The 20,071-nt window shown below is 71.9% G+C and carries 14 protein-coding genes; 6 read left to right on the forward strand and 8 right to left on the reverse strand.

The features are described 5' to 3' along the window. Nucleotides 1-20: 20 nt before the first annotated feature. Nucleotides 21-1,307, reverse strand: coding sequence for a PucR family transcriptional regulator (locus ACFWFZ_RS12450; protein WP_387120601.1), 1,287 nt, complete (start codon nucleotides 1,305-1,307; stop codon nucleotides 21-23). Nucleotides 1,308-1,889: 582 nt separating this feature from the next. On the opposite strand from ACFWFZ_RS12450, the gene ACFWFZ_RS12455 reads away from it, so the two are divergent. From ACFWFZ_RS12455 to ACFWFZ_RS12475, 5 genes are all read left to right on the forward strand, one after another. After that, nucleotides 1,890-2,759: a hypothetical protein gene (locus ACFWFZ_RS12455; protein WP_387120603.1), complete on the forward strand. Its 870-nt coding sequence runs from the start codon at nucleotides 1,890-1,892 to the stop codon at nucleotides 2,757-2,759. Beyond that, nucleotides 2,756-4,207: an NADH-ubiquinone oxidoreductase-F iron-sulfur binding region domain-containing protein gene (locus ACFWFZ_RS12460; RefSeq protein WP_387120606.1), complete on the forward strand. Its 1,452-nt coding sequence runs from the start codon at nucleotides 2,756-2,758 to the stop codon at nucleotides 4,205-4,207. The genes ACFWFZ_RS12455 and ACFWFZ_RS12460 overlap by 4 nt, the downstream gene beginning before the upstream one ends. Before the next feature lie 137 nt (nucleotides 4,208-4,344). Continuing rightward, entirely contained in the window at nucleotides 4,345-5,364 is a 1,020-nt protein-coding gene (locus ACFWFZ_RS12465; protein ID WP_387120684.1) for an SCO0930 family lipoprotein, read from the forward strand. 133 nt (nucleotides 5,365-5,497) lie between these two features. Further along, entirely contained in the window at nucleotides 5,498-6,118 is a 621-nt protein-coding gene (locus tag ACFWFZ_RS12470) for a hypothetical protein (RefSeq protein ID WP_387120609.1), read from the forward strand. 156 nt (nucleotides 6,119-6,274) lie between these two features. After that, the gene (locus ACFWFZ_RS12475) at nucleotides 6,275-7,849 is read left to right on the forward strand and encodes an alpha/beta fold hydrolase (protein ID WP_387120612.1); all 1,575 of its coding nucleotides are present in this window, start codon (nucleotides 6,275-6,277) and stop codon (nucleotides 7,847-7,849) included. A 176-nt stretch (nucleotides 7,850-8,025) separates the two neighbouring features. Here ACFWFZ_RS12475 and ACFWFZ_RS12480 read toward each other — a convergent pair whose 3' ends face one another. The 7 genes from ACFWFZ_RS12480 to ACFWFZ_RS12510 all read right to left on the reverse strand — a co-directional run bounded on the left by ACFWFZ_RS12480 (nucleotide 8,026) and on the right by ACFWFZ_RS12510 (nucleotide 18,676). Further along, nucleotides 8,026-8,439, reverse strand: coding sequence for a PaaI family thioesterase (locus tag ACFWFZ_RS12480; RefSeq protein WP_387120615.1), 414 nt, complete (start codon nucleotides 8,437-8,439; stop codon nucleotides 8,026-8,028). Nucleotides 8,440-8,485: 46 nt separating this feature from the next. Beyond that, entirely contained in the window at nucleotides 8,486-10,519 is a 2,034-nt protein-coding gene (locus tag ACFWFZ_RS12485; RefSeq protein ID WP_387120618.1) for an FAD-dependent oxidoreductase, read from the reverse strand. Nucleotides 10,520-10,718: 199 nt separating this feature from the next. Continuing rightward, nucleotides 10,719-13,742: an alpha-mannosidase gene (locus ACFWFZ_RS12490; RefSeq protein ID WP_387120621.1), complete on the reverse strand. Its 3,024-nt coding sequence runs from the start codon at nucleotides 13,740-13,742 to the stop codon at nucleotides 10,719-10,721. 87 nt (nucleotides 13,743-13,829) lie between these two features. Continuing rightward, a complete protein-coding gene (locus ACFWFZ_RS12495; RefSeq protein ID WP_387120624.1) occupies nucleotides 13,830-14,678 on the reverse strand; it encodes a carbohydrate ABC transporter permease in 849 nt (282 codons plus the stop codon). Next, on the reverse strand, nucleotides 14,675-15,550 hold the full coding sequence (locus tag ACFWFZ_RS12500; RefSeq protein WP_387120687.1) for a carbohydrate ABC transporter permease: 876 nt from the start codon (nucleotides 15,548-15,550) through the stop codon (nucleotides 14,675-14,677). Before ACFWFZ_RS12500 ends, ACFWFZ_RS12495 begins: the two co-directional genes overlap by 4 nt. 23 nt (nucleotides 15,551-15,573) lie before the next feature. Then, entirely contained in the window at nucleotides 15,574-16,905 is a 1,332-nt protein-coding gene (locus tag ACFWFZ_RS12505; protein WP_387120627.1) for an ABC transporter substrate-binding protein, read from the reverse strand. Nucleotides 16,906-17,260: 355 nt separating this feature from the next. Beyond that, nucleotides 17,261-18,676, reverse strand: a complete 1,416-nt coding sequence (locus tag ACFWFZ_RS12510) for a serine hydrolase domain-containing protein (protein WP_387120629.1) — start codon at nucleotides 18,674-18,676, stop codon at nucleotides 17,261-17,263. 203 nt (nucleotides 18,677-18,879) lie between these two features. On the opposite strand from ACFWFZ_RS12510, the gene ACFWFZ_RS12515 reads away from it, so the two are divergent. Continuing rightward, a complete protein-coding gene (locus ACFWFZ_RS12515; protein ID WP_387120632.1) occupies nucleotides 18,880-19,932 on the forward strand; it encodes an AraC family transcriptional regulator ligand-binding domain-containing protein in 1,053 nt (350 codons plus the stop codon). Nucleotides 19,933-20,071 lie beyond the last annotated feature (139 nt).

The raw sequence follows: 20,071 nt of genomic DNA on the forward strand, positions 1-20,071 counted from the left end.
GGGCCGGGCGCTTTCGTGTGTCAGAGGCCGTTGACGCGGGCCATGCGGCCGACGACGAGCGGGGTGAAGTCCGCCTGGATCACGCGCGCCGTCCTGCGGGTCACGCGTGAGTGCTGGCGCCGCACCTGCGCCATCAGGCGGCGGCTGCGAAGGGCCATCTCCAGCTCGAACCGGGTCCGCGGATCACGCAGGCCGGTTCCGAAGAGCTTCTCCAGCTGGCGCATGCGGTACCGCACGGTCTGCGGGTGCACACTGAGCGCCTTGGCGGCCTCGGGGGCCCCGCCGCCTTCGAGCCAGGCCAGCAGGGTCACCTCCAGCCGCTCGCTCTGGCGCGGGGTCAGGTCCGCAAGGGGCCGCAGCCAGCGGGCGGCGAGAGCGTGGGCGAGGGGTTCGTCCTGCAGCAGGAGCAGGGTGGAGAGGTGGTCGTCGACGAAGACGGGCCTGGCCTCCAGGCCCGGACGACTGGGCGTCAGCGCCGCCAGACGCAGGGCCCAGCGCAGGGACGAGGCCGTGTCCCGGAGCGGGACGGCGTGGCCCACGGCCGCGAACCGGCCGCGCAGAAGGTGCTCCAGTGGTACGCGCACCTCCGGGTCAGGGCTAGGGACGAGCAGGCACGGCCGGCCCGCGAACATCCCCACGAGGGCGTCGTCCATGACGCCCGCGAGCTGCTGCGCCTCGCCGGGCGTGGCCGGCACAATGGCCCGTACGGCCAGCGGGAGGGGCCATCCGGCCGCCTCGGCGAGCTCGGTGAGGGAGCTGTCGGACGCGACACGGTCGTCGGTGAGGGTCCTGAACAGCTCCTGGCGGGCCCCTTCGCCCGGCCTGTTGCCTTCAACGGCCTCCTCCGTTCCTTCACGGTTGTTCACACGAAGGCGCTCCTGGGCCGTCTCGCGGACACCGTCGCGGGCCCCGGGGCGGACCTCCTCACGGATGTCGTCCCGCCGGCCCTCATGCGTTATCTCGTACTCATACGCCGCCTCCCTGCTGCCGGCCGCGCTGCGGCCCACCGTCTTGAGCCCGGTCGCGGGCTCGGTTTCGACCTGATCTTCCGCCAGATCCTCGTACTCGTCCGTTTGTTCCCGGGATCGCTCCGTATAGCCGAGAGTGGTGAGGAGTGCCTCTTCCACCCGCTGCCGGAGCAACTCTGCATCAATGGCATCGTTGTCATCGACAAGTGCGGAAAATTCCGGAATTCCATGCAGAAGCTCCTCCACTATCTCGGCGGCCAGTGCGGGAAGTTCCCTGCGCAGGACGCGCGTCCACTCGCCTCGGGGGCGGGACCAGATGCGGTTCAGAAGTTCGCACATCGTTTTCCTCGTTCGTGCCGGGGTGAAGCCTGCCCGGGGAAGAGCGGCAGACCCGCCGAGGTTGCGTCTCGCGTCAACTTCTCTGTCTGACACGAGAGTTGCGGCCCTCGTACTCCCTCCTGGAGAGGTCCGACCACCCACGATCCCGGGACTTTGCTTTGATTTTGCTCTCCGGGACGCGTAGGCGGCGGGCGGCGCGGTGGCCTGTCGCAACCTCCGCTGGAGGGGAATCTTCCGGTGTTGTTCGATGCGCCGGAGAGGCGCTGCGAGAAATTATCACGTTTCGATAAATCCTGTGGAGCTGATGTGCAGCTCCACGATGCTGCTGCACTCCGGCCCCAAGTTCCCTCGGCCGGCGCGGAGTTTCACAGCGCGGCCGGGCAGAGACGACAACGACCCCCGGGTCCCGAGCGCCAGGTGATCGCTCGGAGCCCAGGCGCACAGGAGACCTGGATGCCCTTGCCCCAGCCGCACATGCCTCGCCCACACAGGGCCCGCCGTAAGAGCCGACACGCGGCATCGGCTCCGGCCGCCGGACGGAGGGCCGTTCGGCGGCCCTCACTCCTGCCCACGCCCGGACGGATGAGTCCGGGCGCGATCTGCGCCGTCGGCGCGGCCATCGTCTCCGTCACCGTGGCCGCCCGCGCGGGCGCCTTCTCCCAGTTCTGGGACTTCCTCGACTTCGGGGCGGGCGTGCTCGCGCTCGTCTCGCTCACCTCGACGGTCCTGTGGGGAGTGGTCTCCACCGACCGGCTGCTGCTGAAGTCGGGTCACCGGCTGCTGGCCCAAGGTGTGCACCGCGGTCTCGCCGTGTCCGGCCTCGGCTTCCTGGCCCTTCACATCTGGGTCAAGGTCGCGGAACAGCGGACGAGCGCGTCCGCCGCGGCAGTGCCGTTCACCGACATCGAACAGCCCGTGCTGATCGGGCTCGGCAGCCTCGCCGGATACCTCTTCGTCGCCGTCGCGGTCTCCGGCGCGGTGCGCAGCGTGTTCGCCACCAAGGGCCGGTCCCTGTGGTGGCGTGCCCTGCACTTCGCCGCCTACCCCGCGTGGGGCGCCTCACTGGTCCACGGGTTGAAGGCGGGACGCGCCGCCGACCTCTATGTCACGGTGTCGTACGGGCTGTGCCTGCTCGGTGTCGCCGCCGTCCTCGCCTTCCGGCTCAAGGCCAGGATGGCTGAGGAGCCGTCAGGTACCCCCGGACCGGTCGGCGTTCCGCAGCAGCCCGTCGTGGCCGCCGTCCCCCGGCCGCGGCGCGAATCCCGCGCCCGGGCGTCGGGCTCCCGGGAGAAGTTCACCGGGCCGACCGCACCGCCGCCCGACGACAGTCCCGCTCTCACGGCCGTGTACGCGGCCGACCCGGCCGGCGCCTACATGGACGCCGGCCGGGGCATGGGCGGCGTCACCGGCGTGGACGGGGACCAGTTCGCCACCCGCGAGTGGCGGCTGTGAGCGGCTTCACGCGCCCCAGCCTCGGCTGCGTCGGCGCTCCCAGACTGCTGGCCGGCCTCGACCAGGCCCCTCGGCTGGACCGCGTGGCACATCTGACCACGCACGGCTCGATGCCGCGCTACCGGCCCGACGAGCTCGTCGACCTCGCAGAGAACATCGACCTGCGGGGGCGTGGCGGGGCCGGGTTCCCCTTCGCCCGGAAGCTGCGCGCCGTCATGAGCGCGGCCGGGGGCCGCGACACGGGGACCGCGGTCGTCGTCAACGCCAGTGAGGGCGAGCCCAGCTGCCTCAAGGACAAGGCGCTGCTGCTGCACGTCCCGCACCTGGTGCTCGACGGAGCCCTGCTGGCCGCCGCCGCGATCGGCGCCGACGACGTCGTGGTGGGTGTCACCCGGCCCGACGTGGAGCAGTCGCTGCGCGCGGCCGTCGCCGAACGCGGGCCCGCCGGCCGCCAGGTGCGGGTGCAGGCGCTGCCCGAACGCTTCGTGACCGGGGAGAGCACCTCCATGGTCAACGGCCTGAACGGAGGGCCGACGCTGCCTTCGGGACAGAAGATCCGCACGAGCGAGCGGGGTCTGGGCGGCGTGCCCACCCTGTTCTCGAACACCGAGACCTACGCCCAGCTCGCCGTCGCGGCACGGCTCGGTGCGCTGGACTACCGGTCGGTCGGCCTGCCGTCCGAGCCCGGCACCGTCATGCTGACCATCGCCGGTACCACCGTCGTCGAGGCACCCCTGGGCACCTCGCTGGCGTACGTGCTGGAACTGTGCGGCCTGGATCCCGGCCAGGGTGTCCTGGTGGGCGGCTACCACGGCAAATGGCTGGATCCGGGGTCCGCCCGCATCGCCGATCTCTCCCGCGGGTCCCTCGCGGCCTTCGACGCGGTGCTGGGGGCGGGGGCGGTGCTGCCCCTGCCGGAGGACACGTGCCCGGCCGGCGAGGTGGCGAAGGTGGCCCGGTGGATGGCGGACGAGACGGCCGGCCAGTGCGGCCCCTGCTTCCGGGGGCTGCCCGCACTGGCCGACGTACTGGAGGACGCGGTCAGGGGTGGGGGCAGAACCGCGCTGGAAACCATCGAAGCCCGGATGAAGGTGGTACGGCGCCGCGGCGCGTGCAGCCATCCGGACGGGACCGCGGCCTTCGTGGCCTCGGCGCTCGCGGCGTTCCCGGACGAGTTCCGCGACCACGCCCTCGGCAGCGGCTGCGGCCGGCGGGTCGTGGGGGCGCTGCCCCTGCCGAAGGAGGAGACCCCGGAAGAGCGGCTGGTGGTGGACTGGACCCTGTGCAGGGGCCACGGGCTGTGCGTGGACATCCTCCCGGACGTCGTACGGCTCGACGCGGACGGGTATCCGTCCCAGGCTTCGATGCCCGTGCCCGCACAGCTGCGGCAGAAGGCGCAGCGCGCGGTGCGCCGCTGCCCGGCGCTGGCGCTGCGCATACAGGACTGAACCAACTCCCCCCGGTTCAATGTTGGCGCGATCTGACAAATTCCCAAGGAGATCGGCATTCTCCGCCACCGGCCCCGTAGAAATTACCCAAGGCACGGGAACGCGAATCCTGACTCGAAGGAGAGATCGTGAAGAAAATGCGTCGTGGAGTATTCGCCGGGTCGGCCGTCGCGGTATTGATGCTGACCGCCGCATGCGGTAGCGGCGACAACTCCGCGGGAAAGGGGGATTCGGTCCAGCCGGTGGGCGACAGCAAACAGGCGGGGTCCGGCTACGACGGATACGGAGGCGGCTCGGGCGCAGTCCCCGCGGCCGACAGCGTCAAGGCCGGCCCGGCCGGAGAGCTGAAGGTGAGGGCCTCCGCGGAGCTGGGGTCGACGGTCACCGACAGCGCGGGCTTCACGCTCTACCGGTTCGACAAGGACACGCCCAAGCCCCCGAAGTCCAACTGCGAGGGCGACTGCGCGACGGCCTGGCCGGCGGTCTCCGCGGACGACGCCTCGGCCGGCGAGGGCATCGACAAGGCCCTGCTCGGATCGGTCGAACGGGCTGATGGGACCAAGCAGTTGACGCTGGCCGGCTGGCCGGTGTACCGCTACGCGAAGGACACCAAGGCGGGCGACACCCTCGGTGAGGGCGTCGGTGGCACCTGGCACGTCCTGGCCCCGGACGGCAAGCCGGCCAAGGCCGGCGGCGGTGCGGGCTCCGGCGCCGACCCGAGCGCGGGTGGCGGTGCGGGTACGGGTGCGGGCTCCGGCGACGCGGGCCAGGCAGGCGGGCAGGAGCAGGCGAAGGCCGACCCGATCGGCGTCAACCGGAACACCAAGCTCGGCCCCATCCTCTCCGACGCGGAGGGCCGCACGCTCTACCGGTTCGACAAGGACAGCGCCTGGCCGATGAAGACCAACTGCCTCGGCGCCTGCCTCAATACCTGGAAGCCCGCCTCGGCCGTCGACAAGGAACTGGTGAAGGGAATTCCCGCCGAATTGGTGGGCACGTTCAAGCGGCCTGACGGCACCGAACAGCTGACGATCGACTGCTGGCCGATGTACACGTTCACCGGCGACAAGGAGCCCGGTGAAATCAACGGACAGGGCAAGCAGGGTCTCTGGTTCGCGGTCTCCGACAAGGGCAAGAAGGTGACGACCACCGGCTGAGGCCCGAAAAGCCCGCCCCCATGGGCTTCCCCCTCCACTGAAACAGCACGACACCCCGAAAGACGCGTGGTGCCCGGGCCCCTCCCCTCCCGGGCACCACGACCCCTTTTCCCGATCAGCCCGCGAGGTCTCCATGCCGTCCACCGCCCGCCCTGCCCACCGGATCCGCCCGTCGCTCGCGGCCGCCGCCGCGTGCGCCGCCGTGCTGCTGTGCGCAGGGTGCGCGGGCGACACCACCTCGCCCGCCGGCTCGGCGAAGGCGGACACCCAGGCTGCCCCAGCCACCCCCGCCGCGCCGGCCGCCCCGGGCACCTCGATCGAGGAGATCGCCACGGCCATCGGCTGCACCGCCGAAGTGGGTGTGGAGGCAGACGAGTTGCGACAGGGCGGCTGCCAGACCGCGCAGGGCGCCTACCGCATGGCCACGTTCGCCGCCCAGCAGGGGCTGCGCGCCTGGCTGGACGAGGCCCGGGCGTACGGCGGGGTCTACCTCGTGGGCGACCGATGGGTCGTCACCACCCAGTCGGCGGAGGCCCTGAACACGCTGCGGGAACGCCTCGGCGGCTCCGTCGAGACCGGAGCCGAGCACGGCAGCGGCCCCTCCTCCGAGCACGCGGGCCCCGGGCACACCGCACCCTCCGGCGCCGCGACACCTACCGGACAGGCCGCACCTTCCGCAGGCGCGACTCCCGCCGCCGGCGCGGCCTCCCCCGAGCACACCGGCCACCAGCCGACGCCCGCCGCAGGCGGTTGAGTGGGCGCCCGGCCCGGCGACGGCGCGTCGGCCAGTGTCCTGATATCAGCTCATTCGTGAGGAGCACACGGTTCGACCCTTCGGGATGATTCGGCCGGCTCCTCATGTACAACAAGGTTGAGGCGTAAGCGATTTCCTTTCGAAAGGATCGACTTCGTGCGCCTGAAACGCCTCGCACCGCTGCTCGCCACCGCCGGACTCGTCGCCACCACCGTCCCCCTGCTGGCCTCGACGCAGGCAGCCGCGGCCCCCGCGGCCGAACACCTCCGGCAGAAGCCCGCATGGCAGCGGTGCAGCCCCGACCAGCCGGCCTCCTACGAGTGCGCCACGATCAAGGTCCCGCTCGACTACAGGCGCCCCGAGGGCCGCACGATCGACATCGCGATATCCCGGATGAAGAGCGAGAACCCCGCCAAGCGGCACGGCGTCCTGCTGCTGAACCCGGGCGGCCCCGGCGGTTCGGGGCTCGATCTGCCGCTGCTGATGGACGGGTTGATGCCCCAGCAGGTGCGGGAGGGCTACGACCTGATCGGCTTCGACCCGCGCGGGGTCGGTGCCAGCAGCCCCATCAGCTGCGGGCTGCAGGACGCCGAGCAGCACTTCGACCGCCCCTACCGTGCGGAGACCTTCTCCGCGGACGTGGCGTGGGCGCGCACCGTCGCCGACAAGTGCCGTGAGAAGTCCGGCGCGGTACTGCCGTACATCACCACCCGCAACACGGCGCGCGACATGGACACCATCCGCGCGGTGCTGGGCGAGGGGAAGATCTCCTACCTGGGCTACTCGTACGGGACCTACCTCGGCGCGGTGTACTCGCAGATGTACCCGGAGCGCACCGACCGCTTCGTGCTCGACAGCGGTGTGGACCCGCAGCGGATCTGGCGCGGGATGATCCAGGTGTGGGCCACCGAGGCCGAGCCCGCCTTCGCACGGTGGACGCGGTGGGCGGCGGAGCGGTCGGGCGAGTTCGGGCTGGGCGACGACCCCAAGGCGGTCTCCGACACGTTCTGGGGGCTGGTGGAGCGCGCGGACCGCGAGCCCATCGACTTCGAGGGCTTGAAGGTCACCGGAGACATGATCCGGTCCGCGCGCGGGGTGTTCTTCTACCCGGCGCAGGCCACGCCGCTGGTCGCGGCCCTGAAGGCGGCAGCCGAGGGCAGGCCGCAGGGGGCGGGCACGGACGTGCCGGGGCTGAAGCTGCAGCTGCTCGGCCGGACGGCCGAGGAGCCCGCCTCGGACAACGGCACGGCCGTCTTCTGGGCCGTGGTCTGCGGGGACACCGGCGGCTGGCCGCGCTACACGGAGCAGTACGAGCGCGACGCGGCGAAGGACAAGGTGAAGTACCCGCTGTACGGGGACTTCGCGTCCAACATCAAGCCGTGCGCCTTCTGGGACCGGCCGGTGGAGTCGGCGACGCCGATGCGCAAGAAGGCGAACGTGCTGACGGTGCAGAACGAGTGGGACTCGCAGACCCCGCTGACCAGCGGCCAGGGCCTGCACCGGGCGCTCAAGGGCTCGCGGATGGTGCTGGCGGGCGGCGGTGAGGGCCACGGCGTGTACCTCTTCGACGCCGCCTCCTGCGCCAACGCCCCCATCGACGCGTACCTGACCACGGGCCGGCTGCCCGCCCAGGACGTGACCTGCCAGAACCCGCCGGCGGCCGCCGGCGGGAAGCGCGGGTCCGGCCAGCCGCGGCCGGTGCCCTTCCCGGGGGCTCCCGGGCGGTTCTGACCGGGGCCGGGAGTTCGGTCCGTGAGGGCGCGGGACGCCTCCGCGGCCGCCTTGATCGGCGGCCGAGGCCGGGGGCGTCCCTGCCGTCCGGATCAGGTACGGCGGGGCGAAGCCGGTGACGCGGAACTCCGCGCGTCACCGTCGGGCAGACCGGCCCCCGACGCGTGCGGCGGCGGTCAGCCGAGCAGGGCGTAGACCGTGGAGGCCGTGGCCGCCGGTTCGCCGGCGCCCTCGGGGGTCAGGGTGATGTCGGCGAAGGCCATGCGCCTGCCGAGCTTGGTCACCCGTACGTGGATCAGCACGTCGGCGTCGACCACCGGACGCTGGAAGCTCGTCGACTGCTGGACGGTGGTCATCGGGCCGTAGCCGCCGCGCGCACCGGAGATCGCGATGACGGTGGCGGTGTCGGCGGCGGCCATCATGGCCTGCCCGGAGAGGCCGCCGCCGTCGCGGGCGAGCTCCGCGGACCAGGGCAGCCGCAGGACGGCGTGCCGCTCGCCGGTCTCCTGGACGGTCAGTCCGAGGGCGAGCACCCAGGGGGCGAAGTGGTCGGCGAGGATCTTGTCTGCGTCTGCGGGAGAGAACGTCACCGGGAGATTGTGGCGGCCCGCCCGGACCGCCACAATCCCCTTTCGGTCAGAGCTTCGCCGCCAGTTCCGTGCCCTGGCGGATGGCCCGCTTGGCGTCGAGCTCGGCCGCCACGTCGGCGCCGCCGATCAGGTGGGCGTCGACGCCGGCCGCGCGCAGGGCCTCGTACAGGTCGCGGCGCGGCTCCTGCCCGGTGCACAGGACGACGGTGTCGGCGGGTACGAGGCGCTGCTCGTCGCCGACGGTGATGTGCAGGCCCTCGTCGTCGATGCGGTCGTAGGCGGCCCCGGCGACGGAGACGACCCCGCGGTGCTTGAGCTCCGCGCGGTGGATCCAGCCGGTGGTGGTGCCGAGGCCGGCGCCGACCTTGGTGGCCTTGCGCTGGAGCAGGTGGACCTGGCGGGGCGGCGCCGGCCGCTCGGGGGCGGTGAGCCCGCCCGGCCCGGTGTAGGCGGTGTCCACGCCCCAGTGGCGGAAGTAGACGTCCGGGTCCTGGGAGGCGCCCTCGCCGCTGTCGGTGAGGTACTCGGCGACGTCGAAGCCGATGCCGCCGGCGCCGACGACGGCGACGCGCTCGCCGACGGGGGCGCCGTCGCGCAGCACGTCGAGGTAACTGACCACGTTGGCGTGGTCGACGCCCTCGATGTCGGGGGTGCGGGGGGTGACGCCGGTGGCGACGACGACCTCGTCGTAGCCCTGGAGGGTCTCGACGTCGGCGCGGGTGTCCAGGCGGACGTCGATGTCGTGGGCGGCGAGCTGGGTGCCGAAGTAGCGGATGGTCTCCTCGAACTCCTCCTTGCCCGGGATGCGGCGGGCGATGTCGAGCTGGCCGCCGATGTGGCCGGAGGCCTCGAAGAGGGTGACGGCGTGGCCGCGTTCGGCGGCGGAGACCGCGCAGGCGAGGCCGGCCGGGCCGGCGCCGACGACGACGACGCGCTTCTTCAGCTTGGTGGGCGAGAGCACGAGCTCGGTCTCGTGGCAGGCGCGCGGGTTGACCAGGCAGCTGGTGATCTTGCCGCTGAAGGTGTGGTCGAGGCAGGCCTGGTTGCAGCCGATGCAGGTGTTGATGGTCTCGGGGCGGCCGGCCGCGGCCTTGGCGACGAAGTCGGCGTCGGCGAGGAAGGGGCGGGCGAGGGAGACGAGGTCGGCGCGGCCGTCGGCGAGCAGCTCCTCGGCGATCTCCGGGGTGTTGATGCGGTTGCTGGTGACGAGGGGGACGGAGACCGCGCCCATCAGCCGCTTGGTGACCCAGGTGTAGGCGCCGCGCGGGACGGAGGTGGCGATGGTGGGGATGCGGGCCTCGTGCCAGCCGATGCCGGTGTTGATGATGGTGGCGCCGGCCGCCTCGATCTCCTTGGCGAGGTGGACGACCTCGTCGAGGGTGGAGCCGCCGGGGATCAGGTCGAGCATGGAGAGGCGGTAGACGAGGATGAAGTCCTCGCCGACGGCGGCGCGGGTGCGGCGGACGATCTCCAGCGGGAAGCGGACGCGGTTCTCGTAGGCGCCGCCCCACCGGTCGGTGCGCTTGTTGGTCGCGGCGGCGATGAACTCGTTGACCAGGTAGCCCTCGGAGCCCATGATCTCGACGCCGTCGTAGCCGGCGAGCTTGGCGAGGCGGGCGGCGCGGACGAAGTCCTCGACGGTGCGCTCGACCTCTGTGTCGGTGAGCTCGTTCGGTACGAAGGGGCTGATGGGGGCCTGGAGGGCGCTGGGAGCGACCAGGTCCTTGTGGTAGGCGTAACGGCCGAAGTGGAGGATCTGCATCGCGATCTTCCCGCCCTCGGCGTGCACGGCGTCGGTGATCACCCGGTGCTCGGCGGCCTCGTCCTCGGTGGTGAGGCGGGAGCCTCCCTCGAAGGGGCGTCCGGCGTCGTTGGGGGCGATGCCGCCGGTGACGATGAGGCCGGCGCCGCCGCGGGCGCGCTCGGCGTAGAAGGCGGCGAGGCGCTCGAAGCCGCCCTCGTGCTCTTCGAGGCCGGTGTGCATCGACCCCATGATCACGCGGTTCGGCAGGGTGGTGAAGCCGAGGTCCAGGGGGCTCAGCAGGTGCGGGTACCGGCTCTGGGAACTCTGCGGACTCATTGGGGTGTGCCTCCTCGCGCGGGGGTGATGAACCTGTTCTAGCGAGGCGGGGCAGGTTTTGCAACTAGGTGCATAACCGCGCGGGCACCTCTCCCCGCAGTTCCCGGCCCCCGGCGGCCCCCCTGTGGCGGAGTTCACCCCGTCCCCGCACCCGGCGGACCGGGCCCCGGCCCGGAGAGCGGGGCCCGGTCCGGTGCGGTCAGGAGCGGCGCAGGCGGAGTGTGACGATCTGGAAGGGGCGCAAGGTCAGGGTGATCGCACCGTCCGCCGCCGGGGGCGCGACGGCCGTGCCCGCCAGGGGCCGTTCCAGCAGGTCGCTCTCGACCGCCCCTGCGATCGGGAAGCCCGCCGTGAGGGTGGCCGTGGCGCGGCCACCGAGGGACTCGTAGAGGCGGACGATCACGTCGCCGCCGCGATCCTCGGCGAGTTTGACCGCCTCGACCACCACCGCGTCCTCGTCCACCGCCAGCAGCGGGGCGACCGGGCCGGCGCCGTGCACGGTGCGCTCGGGCAGGTTCAGCGCGTGGCCCTCGCGGACCGCGTCCCCGATGCCCGCGCCGGGCGCGAGCGAGAACCGCAGGGTGTGGGCGCCCTGGTCGGTCTCCGGGTCCGGGTAGCGCGGGGCCCGCAGCAGGGAGAGCCGTACGGTGGTGGTCTGGCCGCCGTCGGCCCGTACGTCGCGGGTCACGTCGTGCCCGTACGTGGAGTCGTTGAGCAGGGCCACCCCCCAGCCGGGCTCCTCGGCGTGGATCCAGCGGTGGGCGCAGATCTCGAACTTGGCCGCCTCCCAGGAGGTGTTGGTGTGGGTGGCCCGGTACACGTGCCCGAACTGCGTCTCGGACGCGGTCCGTTCGGCTTTCACGTCCAGCGGGAAGGCGGCCTTGAGGAACTTCTCCGTCTCGTGCCAGTCGATGTCGGTGACGATGTCGACCGTCTTGGCCCCGGCCCGCAGGGTGACCTGCTGGACGGCCGTGGACCGGCCGAAGGAGCGGGTCACCCGTACGGTCGCCGACCGCGGACCGCTCTCGGCGACCTCCAGGCCGTCCAGCCCGTCGAGGTCGGTGACGTTGTTGCGGTAGAACTCCTCGACGTCCCAGGCGTCCCACATGTTGGGGAAGTCGGGGTGGATCTGCAGCAGGTTCGCGGCGGTCCCCGGGGCGACCGCCTCGCGGCGCGCCTGAAGGTCGTAGACGGAGACGATCAGGCCGCGGCCGTCGACCTCCACCAGCAGCCGGCCGTTGGCCAGCACGTGTCCGCCGCCGTGCCGCTCCTCCACGGTGACCGGCTCCGGCGGCTGTACCGGGCGGCCCGCCCCGCCCGCCGGGATGCCGCGGCGGGTGTGCGGGGCGCAGTTGAAGACCAGTTCCTCGACGCCCTCCCCCGCCAGCGCCTGCTGTGCGGCGAGGGTGATGCCCCGCAGCTCCTCGCCCACCTTCGCGTACGTCTCGCGGGCCTCGCGGTGCACCCAGGCGATGGAGGACCCCGGCAGGATGTCGTGGAACTGGTGGAGCAGCACCGTCTTCCAGATCCGCTCCAGGTCCTCGTACGGGTAGGCGTACCCCGCCACCCGGACGGCGGCGGTCGCCGCCCACAACTCGGCCTCGCGCAGGAGGGATTCGCTGCGCCGGTTGCCCTGTTTGGTCTTGGCCTGGGAGGTGTAGGTGCCGCGGTGCAGCTCCAGGTAGAGCTCGCCGGCCCAGACGGGCGCGTCCTCGTACTCGGCGCGCGCCTTCTCGAAGAAGGCGTCGGGCCGCTCGATCTCGATGCGCGGGGAGCCTTCGAGGTCGCGCTGGCGCCGGGCGCGGGCGAGGTGCTCGCGGGTGGGCCCGCCGCCGCCGTCGCCCCAGCCGAAGGGGGTCAGGGAGCGTGAACCGCGTCCCTTCTCCCGGTAGTTGCGGGCGGCATGCGCCATCTGGGCGCCGCCGAGGTCGGAGTTGTAGGTGTCGACGGGCGGGAAGTGCGTGAAGACCCGGCTGCCGTCGATGCCCTCCCACCAGAAGGTGTGGTGGGGGAACTTGTTCACCTGGGACCAGCAGATCTTCTGCGTCAGGAACCACCGGGAGCCGGAGAGCCTGACGATCTGCGGCATGGCGGCGGTGTAGCCGAAGGAGTCGGGCAGCCAGACGTTGTGGGTGTCGATGCCGAACTCGTCGAGGAAGAACTTCTTGCCGTAGAGGAACTGGCGGGCCATCGCCTCGCCGCCGACCATGTTGGTGTCGGACTCCACCCACATGCCGCCGACCGGCACGAACTGTCCGTCCGCGACCTTCTTCTTGACCCGTTCGAAGAGCTCGGGCCGGTGGGTCTTGATCCAGTCGAGCTGCTGCGCCTGCGACATCGCGAAGACGAACTCGGGATGTTCGTCCATGAGGTTGACCATGTTGGCGGTGGTGCGCGCGACCTTGCGCACCGTCTCGCGCAGCGGCCACAGCCATGCGGAGTCGATGTGGGCGTGGCCGACCGCGCTGATGCGGTGCGCGGAGGCGTGGGCGGGGGCGGCGAGGACGCCGGCGAGGTGTGCGCGGGCTGCGGTGGCAGTGCCGGGCACGTCGGTGAGGTCGACCGCGTCCAGGGCGGCGCCGAGGGCGCGCAGGATCCCGTACCGGCGGGCGTCGCCGGTGTCGAGCTGCGTCATCAGCTCGTAGAGCACGTCGAGGTCCTGGACCAGCTCCCAGACCTCGGTCTCGAAGAGGGTGAGGTCCATCCGGGCGAGGCGGTAGAGGGGCTGGTCGCCACTGGTGAGCAGGTCGCCCTCGTAGGTGGCGCGGTGGTCGGCGAGGACCGGGTTGGCGGCGGCCTCGACGTACCATTCGATCCGCTCGCCGCCCTCGGCGCGGTCGGCCACGCGCACCCAGTCGTTGTACGGGTTGAGCGCCTTGATCTCGCCGCCGTCGGCGCGGTGGACCAGGCCCTCGCACTGGAAGCCGGGCATCATCCGGTCGAAGCCGAGGTCGAGGACGGCCTCCACGGTCCGGCCCGCCCACCCGGCGGGGACGGTTCCGGTGACCTTGAACCAGGTGGTGCCCCAGGCAGGACCCCACGCGTCGCCGGGCGCGCAGGGCTCGTAGGGCGCCGCCAGGCCCTCGGCGACGGGGACGGGCTCGCCCGGGGCGTCCCAGCGCTCGACGGTCAGCGGGAGCGGGCTGGAGTGGACGGCGGGCTTGATGCGCTCGTGGAGTACCCGGCGGAGGCGGTGCTCGGTGATGCTGCGGTCGTCATGCATGACAGCTGCTCCTGCTCCCGGAGGTGGTGGTCGGTCGGTACGGAGGGCCTGCGGGTCGGTCGGTACGAGTCGGTCGGACGGTCCGGCTCACAGCTTGACGGCTCCCTCGCCCACGCCCTTGAAGAAGAAACGCTGGAGGGCGAAGAAGAGGAGCATCATCGGCAGGAGCGCGGCCATCGCGCCTGCGGCGATGAGCCGCTGGTCGTTGACGGTGGTGGCGCCGGCCAGGGTCTTCAGGCCGAGCTGGAGGGTGTAGTGGTCGCTGTCGGTGAGGACCAGCAGCGGCCAGAGGAAGTCGTCCCAGGCGCCCATGAAGCTGGTGATGCAGACGACGGCCAGGGCGCCCTTCGCGGAGGGGACGAAGACCCGGGTGAAGCGGGTCCACTCGCCCGCCCCGTCCAGGACGGCGGCCTCCTCCACCTCCTTGGGCACGGCGAGGAACGCCGCACGCATGATCATGATGTTGAGGACGGAGACCGCGCCGGGCAGCCAGACCCCGATGAGGGTGTCGACCAGGCCCATCTCACGGACCGTGAGGAACATCGAGATCATCACGGACTCGAAGGGGAACATCAGGGTGGCGACGAGGACGGTGAAGACGACCTCGCGGCCCTTCCACGCGGCGCGGGAGAGGGCGTAGCCGCCCATCGCGGCGAAGAGCAGGTTCGAGGTGATCGCGAGGACCGCGACGACGAGGGTGTTGCCGACGTACTGCAGCAGCGGGAAGGACTCGGCGACGCGGACGTAGTTGTCGAGGGTGGGCTGCGTGGGCAGCACTCCGTCGTACACGTTCTCGGTGCGGCCGCGGATCGAGGTCAGGAACTGCCAGACGATCGGGCCCAGCATGACCACGAGCATGAGCAGCAGCGCGGCGTACCGGGCGGCCGGGCCGAGCCGGCGGCGCAGGCGGCCGGGAGGTGGGGAGAGCGCGGTCATGCCTCGTCCCCCTTCGTCAGGCGGCGGCCCAGCAGGCTGAAGACCAGTGTGAGAAGGAACAGCAGGATGGATATGGCGCAGGCGTAGCCGGTCTCGCCGGAGAAGCCGAGGCCCACCTGGCGGATGAGGAACGGCAGCGTGCGGGCTCCGCCGCCGGGCCCGCCGCTCTCCCCGCCGAGGATGTAGATCTCGGTGAAGACGCGCAGCGCCGAGATGGCGGAGAGGGTTCCGACGAGCAGCATCATCGGCTTCACCTGGGGGACGGTGATGCTGAAGAAGCGGCGGACGGGACCGGCGCCGTCGATCGCGGCGGCCTCGTGGAGGGATGCGGGGACGTTCCCGAGGGCGGCCAGGTAGAAGACCATGTAGTAGCCGAGGCCCTTCCACACGGTCACGATCATCGCGGAGACCAGCAGCATCGTGCTGTCCGTCAGGAACGGGACCGGTTCGCAGACCAGGTGCAGCCGCCGGAAGACGGTGTTGACGAGTCCGTCGCTGCGCAGGACCCACTGCCAGATCAGCCCGACGACCACGGCGGAGGCGATCACCGGGGTGTAGAAGGCGGAGCGGAAGAAGCCGATGCCGGGGATCTCGGCCTGGACGAGGACGGCGAGGGCCAGCGGCAGGAGGACCAGGCAGGGGACGACGACCAGGAGGTACAGCACGCTGTTGCCGGTGGCGACCCAGAAGTCGGGGTCGGCGAAGGCGCGCCGGTAGTTGTCGAGGCCGACGAAGCCGCCGCCGCGCAGGATCCGGGCGTCGGTGAAGGAGAGGATGACGGTGTTGACGAACGGCCACAGGCTGAACAGCAGCACCATCACCAGGCCGGGGGCGAGGAAGAGGTACGGGGTCCACCAGGTGCGGTGGGGCAGTCCGGTGTCGCCGCCGCCGGCCGTCACGGGCGGGCCGCGTCGGCGAGGAGCCGGTTCGCCGCTTCCTCGGCCTTCTTCACCGCCGTCCGGGCGTCCTGCTCGCCCTTGATGGCCTTCTGCACCTCGCGTACGACGGCGTCCCCGACCTGGTTGGTCCACTGGACGGGGGTGTTGGCGTCGAGGGCGGCGGTCTTCAGCTGCTCGGCGCCGACCGCGCGGGCGAGCGTCTCGGCGTCCCTGCCGTCGCCCCTGTCGGAGAAGAAGGGGTCGGCGAGGCCGCGGGCGTTTGAGGGGTAGATGGTGGCCTTCCTGGAGAACTCCACCTGGTTGGGGCCGTTGGTGACCCATTGCGCGAACTCGGCTGCGGCGTCGGGGTGTTCGGTGTCCTTTCTGATGCCGAGCGACTGGGCGTAGATGCCGATGTGGCCGAGCCGTCCGGTGACGGCTCCCGCGACCTGCGTCGTGGCGTAGATCTGCGGGGCGTTGCGCTTGATGTCCTTGACGAATCCCGGGGAGCCCGGGCCGAAGACGAGTTTGCCGCCGCCGTAGAGCTGGTTGATGTCGTCGGACTTCAGGAGGGACTCCTTGGGCATGGCGCCCTTGGCGTACAGGTCCTTCATCCGCTCCACCCATTCGACGGCCTTGCCCGTGTCGAAGGTGAACCGGTCCTTCTGGGGACTGAGGACGGGGACGCCCATCTTCTGCCAGTCGCCCGGCAACCGGCCCTTGGGGTCGGCCATGAAGGCGGAGTACTGGCCGCCGGACCGGGCGGCGATCTGTTCGGCGTAGTCGAAGAACTGCTCCACGCTGGTGGGCGGCGCAGCCGGATCCAGGCCGGACCTCTCGAAGAGCTCCCTGTTGTAGGTGAGGATCTCCGGGGTGACGTACCAGGGGTAGGCGTAGACGCTGTCGCCCTTCCCGGGCAGCTTGAACTGCTCCCAGGCGCCCGGTACGTACTCCCCGGCCGGGTCCCCGCCGAGCTTGGCGACGTCGGCGAGCAGGCCCCGGTCGCCGAGCAGTTGGAAGGAGTCGGTGGAGAGGTTGACCACGTCCGGGAGGGCGCCGGCCTGCGCGTCGGCGACGAGCTTCTCGTTGTACCCGTCGCCCGGCACGTCCTCCCAGTTGACCTCCACCTCGGGGTACTTCTCCTCGAAGGCGTCGATGACGGCCTGAACGTAACCGGTGAAGGCGGGCTTCAGCTGGAGGGTGCGGAAGGTGATCTCGCCGGCCACCTTTCCCGTTCTCTCGGCCTCCTTGGCATCGCCGGCGCCGCCGAGCCCGCACGCGGCGGTCGACATCAGCGCGCCGGCCGCCAGCGCGGCAACAGCCGTACGGATCGGGTTCGAACGGGTCATCGTCGCCGCCTTCGCAGGAGTCCGGCCTCGTCGCCGGAGGCGGTGCCCACGGTCGTGGGAAGGCAAGACCTCGTCAACGAGGCCGAGTCGGCCCTGGCCGAGGACGCACACGTGCCGCATGGCGCGCCGCCGGCAAGACAGCCCCGGGGGGACTCGACCTCGCCTCCGTGAACTGGACTGATGCGCTGTGGCACAAAGGCCGCGGAGCCTGGCATCGATCCGACGGCGAACCTCGGCGCCCGCCTGTTTCTGACTCCTTGCCGACCGTTTCCCGCACCCCCTGCTCATGCGCTTTGCCTCCGCCCCGCTCCCCCCGTATTCCGCCGCTTCCGGGGGCCCGGGGAGCTGGTGCGGGTCAGCGGGGGGACGTGCGGGGGGCGCAGCGCATGCCGATGTAACAGCAGGGGGTGCCGTCGACGAGGGCGGCGAAGACCACCGGTGTCCACTCCTCGCCGAAGGAGGGGCCGGCGCCGGCCGCGGCGAAGACCGTCGCGCTGAGCGGGGTGAGGTCCAGCTCCAGGGGCGGCGAGAAGTCCCGCATGCCGTCGGCGAACTCATAGCGCAGGTGCGGGGATCCGCCCGGGCCGGCGCTGACCGTGATGACGACGCCTTCGCGCTGGTAGGTGCCGAGGAGCGGGGTCATGTCGACGGCCGGCGGGTGTGCGGGCGGCGCGAACGAGGGGGGCGTCCGGACCTCGGCGAGGTCGGCGAGGAGCTCGCGGAACAGGTCGGTGTACAGGCGGCGGGCGCCGCCGCCGTTGGTGAGCAGGACGACGATGACGTCGGCGCCGGGCACGACACGCAGGTAGCCGTACTGGCCGATGGAGGCGCCGTCGTGACCGTAGCCCGGGACGCCGTTCCAGTCGTACAGCGACCAGCCCAGCCCCCAGCCGTCCGCGCTCACCGTCCACCGGTCGGGGACGTCGACCTCCCACCGCTGCATGGCCGCGACGGCGCGGGCGCCCAGGACCTGGGTGCCGTCCGCGGTGGCGCCGCCGTCGAGGTGCATCTTGGCCAGCCGCAGCACATCGGCGGCGCTCGCCAGGACCCGCCCGTACGGCCCTGCCGAACGGGGCATCATGTCCCAGGCCGGCGCCGGTTCGGGCTGCGGGCCGTCGCCCGGCAGGTGGCCCATCGCCGTACGGAAGGCCAGCGCCTCCTCGGGCAGGGTCATGGTGTGGGTCAGACCCAGGGGGGCGACGATCCGCTCCTTCAGGGCCTGGTCCCAGGTGCGTCCGGTGACGACCTCGACGATCCGGCCGAGGATGTTGTAGCCGACGCTGCTGTAGGAGACGGCGGTGCCGGGCGGGCAGTCCAGCGCGACGTTGCGGGCGGCCCTCACGTATGCGGCCAGGCAGTCGTCCCCGCGCCCGCTGTCGTAGGTGAAGTCGCCGGTGAGGCCGCTGGTGTGGCTGAGCAGCCGGCGCACGGTGATCGCCTTGACCGCCCCGGGGGCGCCGGCCGGGGAGAACTCCGGCAGGATCTCGCAGACGGGCGCGTCCAGGTCCAGTCGGCCGGCGTCGACGAGCTGCATGACCAGCGTGGCGGTGTAGATCTTGGCTATCGAGCCGAGCTGGAACACCGAGTCGGTGGTGGCCTCCACGCCTGTTCCGCGGTGCAGCAGGCCGCTCGCCAGTTCGTGGATCCGCCCGTCGGCGAACACCGCGAGGGTGGCGCCGGGTACGCGGTGGGCGGCGCGTAACGCGTCGAGGCGGCTCTGCCAGTGGGCAGGTGAGAACGTCACGTCGGATCCTTCGACTCGGTTGGTCATGCCGTGGCCGACGCCACCGTAGGCAGGTCCTGCGGGCGGCCATAAGGACCTGCACGCGTCAGCGAGGGGACCCCCGACGCCATCGGGGGAACCGGTTTCCCGCCAGGAAGGCGGTGTTTCGCGCCGCCGGGGGGTGCCCGGCGCGCCAAGCTGCCCGCCGGGCGGGGACGTTCGTCCGACCGGCTGGTAGCGTCACCCGCCCTATGCAGTCTCACAACGCCCGCGGAACCATCTCCGTGCACCTCGCCCGGTTCGTCGTCGACGCCTTGCGCCGGACCGGCGCGGGCATGGACAGGTTGGCCCGCTTCCACGACCTGGGCCCCGAGGTGCTGGGCAACGACCTGGCCCGGGTCTCGACCCCGTCGGCGCTCGCCGTGTGGGAGGAGCTGACGCTCGCCGAGGCGGGGACGGCGGTCGGCGCGCTGCTTGCCGACGAGGCTCCGATCGGCACTTTCGGCCTGTGGGACTACCTGGTCACCAGCGGTCCCAGCCTTCGGGAGTCCCTGAGGCAGGTGGTGGAGTACAACGCCGTCATCGCCGACCCGGCCAACGAGAAGCTCCTCGTGGAGGAGGACGGGCGCACCTTCACCATCCGGCACGCGACGGGCAGTTGGGGGCCGGATGTGGTCGAGGCCATCGACTGGTTCGCGCTGGCCATGTTCCTGACCCGGGCGCGGGCCGCCACCGGCCGGCCGCTGGTCCCGCTGCGCGTCCGCATCACGCACGGCGCGCCCCGCGAGTACCGCCGGCTGGCGGAGCTGTTCGGCACCACCCGCATCGACTTCGAGGCCCCGTACAACTCGATCACCTTCCACGACGACGACGTACGCGCGCCATTGCCCAAGGCACAGCCGGGCCTGGACCGCCTCCTGGCGCACCAGGCCCGGCTGACCCTGGCGGCCGCCCAGCCGGTGATGCTCTGGCAGGACAGCTTCCGGATGGTGCTCGCCGGCGCCTTCCGGGAGGGCACCGTGAACCTGGAGTACGTGGCGGGGCGGCTCGCGATGAGCCCGCGCACGCTGCAGCGGCGCCTGCGCGAACTGGGCACGACCTGGCGCGAGGAGGTCGAAGCCGTGCGCCAGGAACGGACGATGGAGCTGCTGCGCACCACCGATCTGCCGCTCCAGCTGATCGCGGCCCGGGTCGGGTACAGCGACATGCGCGCGCTACGGCGCGCGGTGCGGCGGTGGGACGGTCGGGCGCCCCGGGACATCCGCAACGCGGCGGGACTCGCGGCGCCCGCCGCGGGCGGCTGACGCCCCCCGCCCCGGCCGGTCGACCGGGCCATCCGGCCCGGCCCGGCCTAGGGTCTGTATCGAGTTGCCCCGTGGAGCAAGGAGCGGCGTTCGGTGCGTGCCCTCGGCGTGCGGGACGCATGTCCTCGTAGCGGAGCTA

It is taken from the genome of Streptomyces sp. NPDC060232 (assembly GCF_042726555.1).
Taxonomy (GTDB): Bacteria; Actinomycetota; Actinomycetes; order Streptomycetales; family Streptomycetaceae; genus Streptomyces.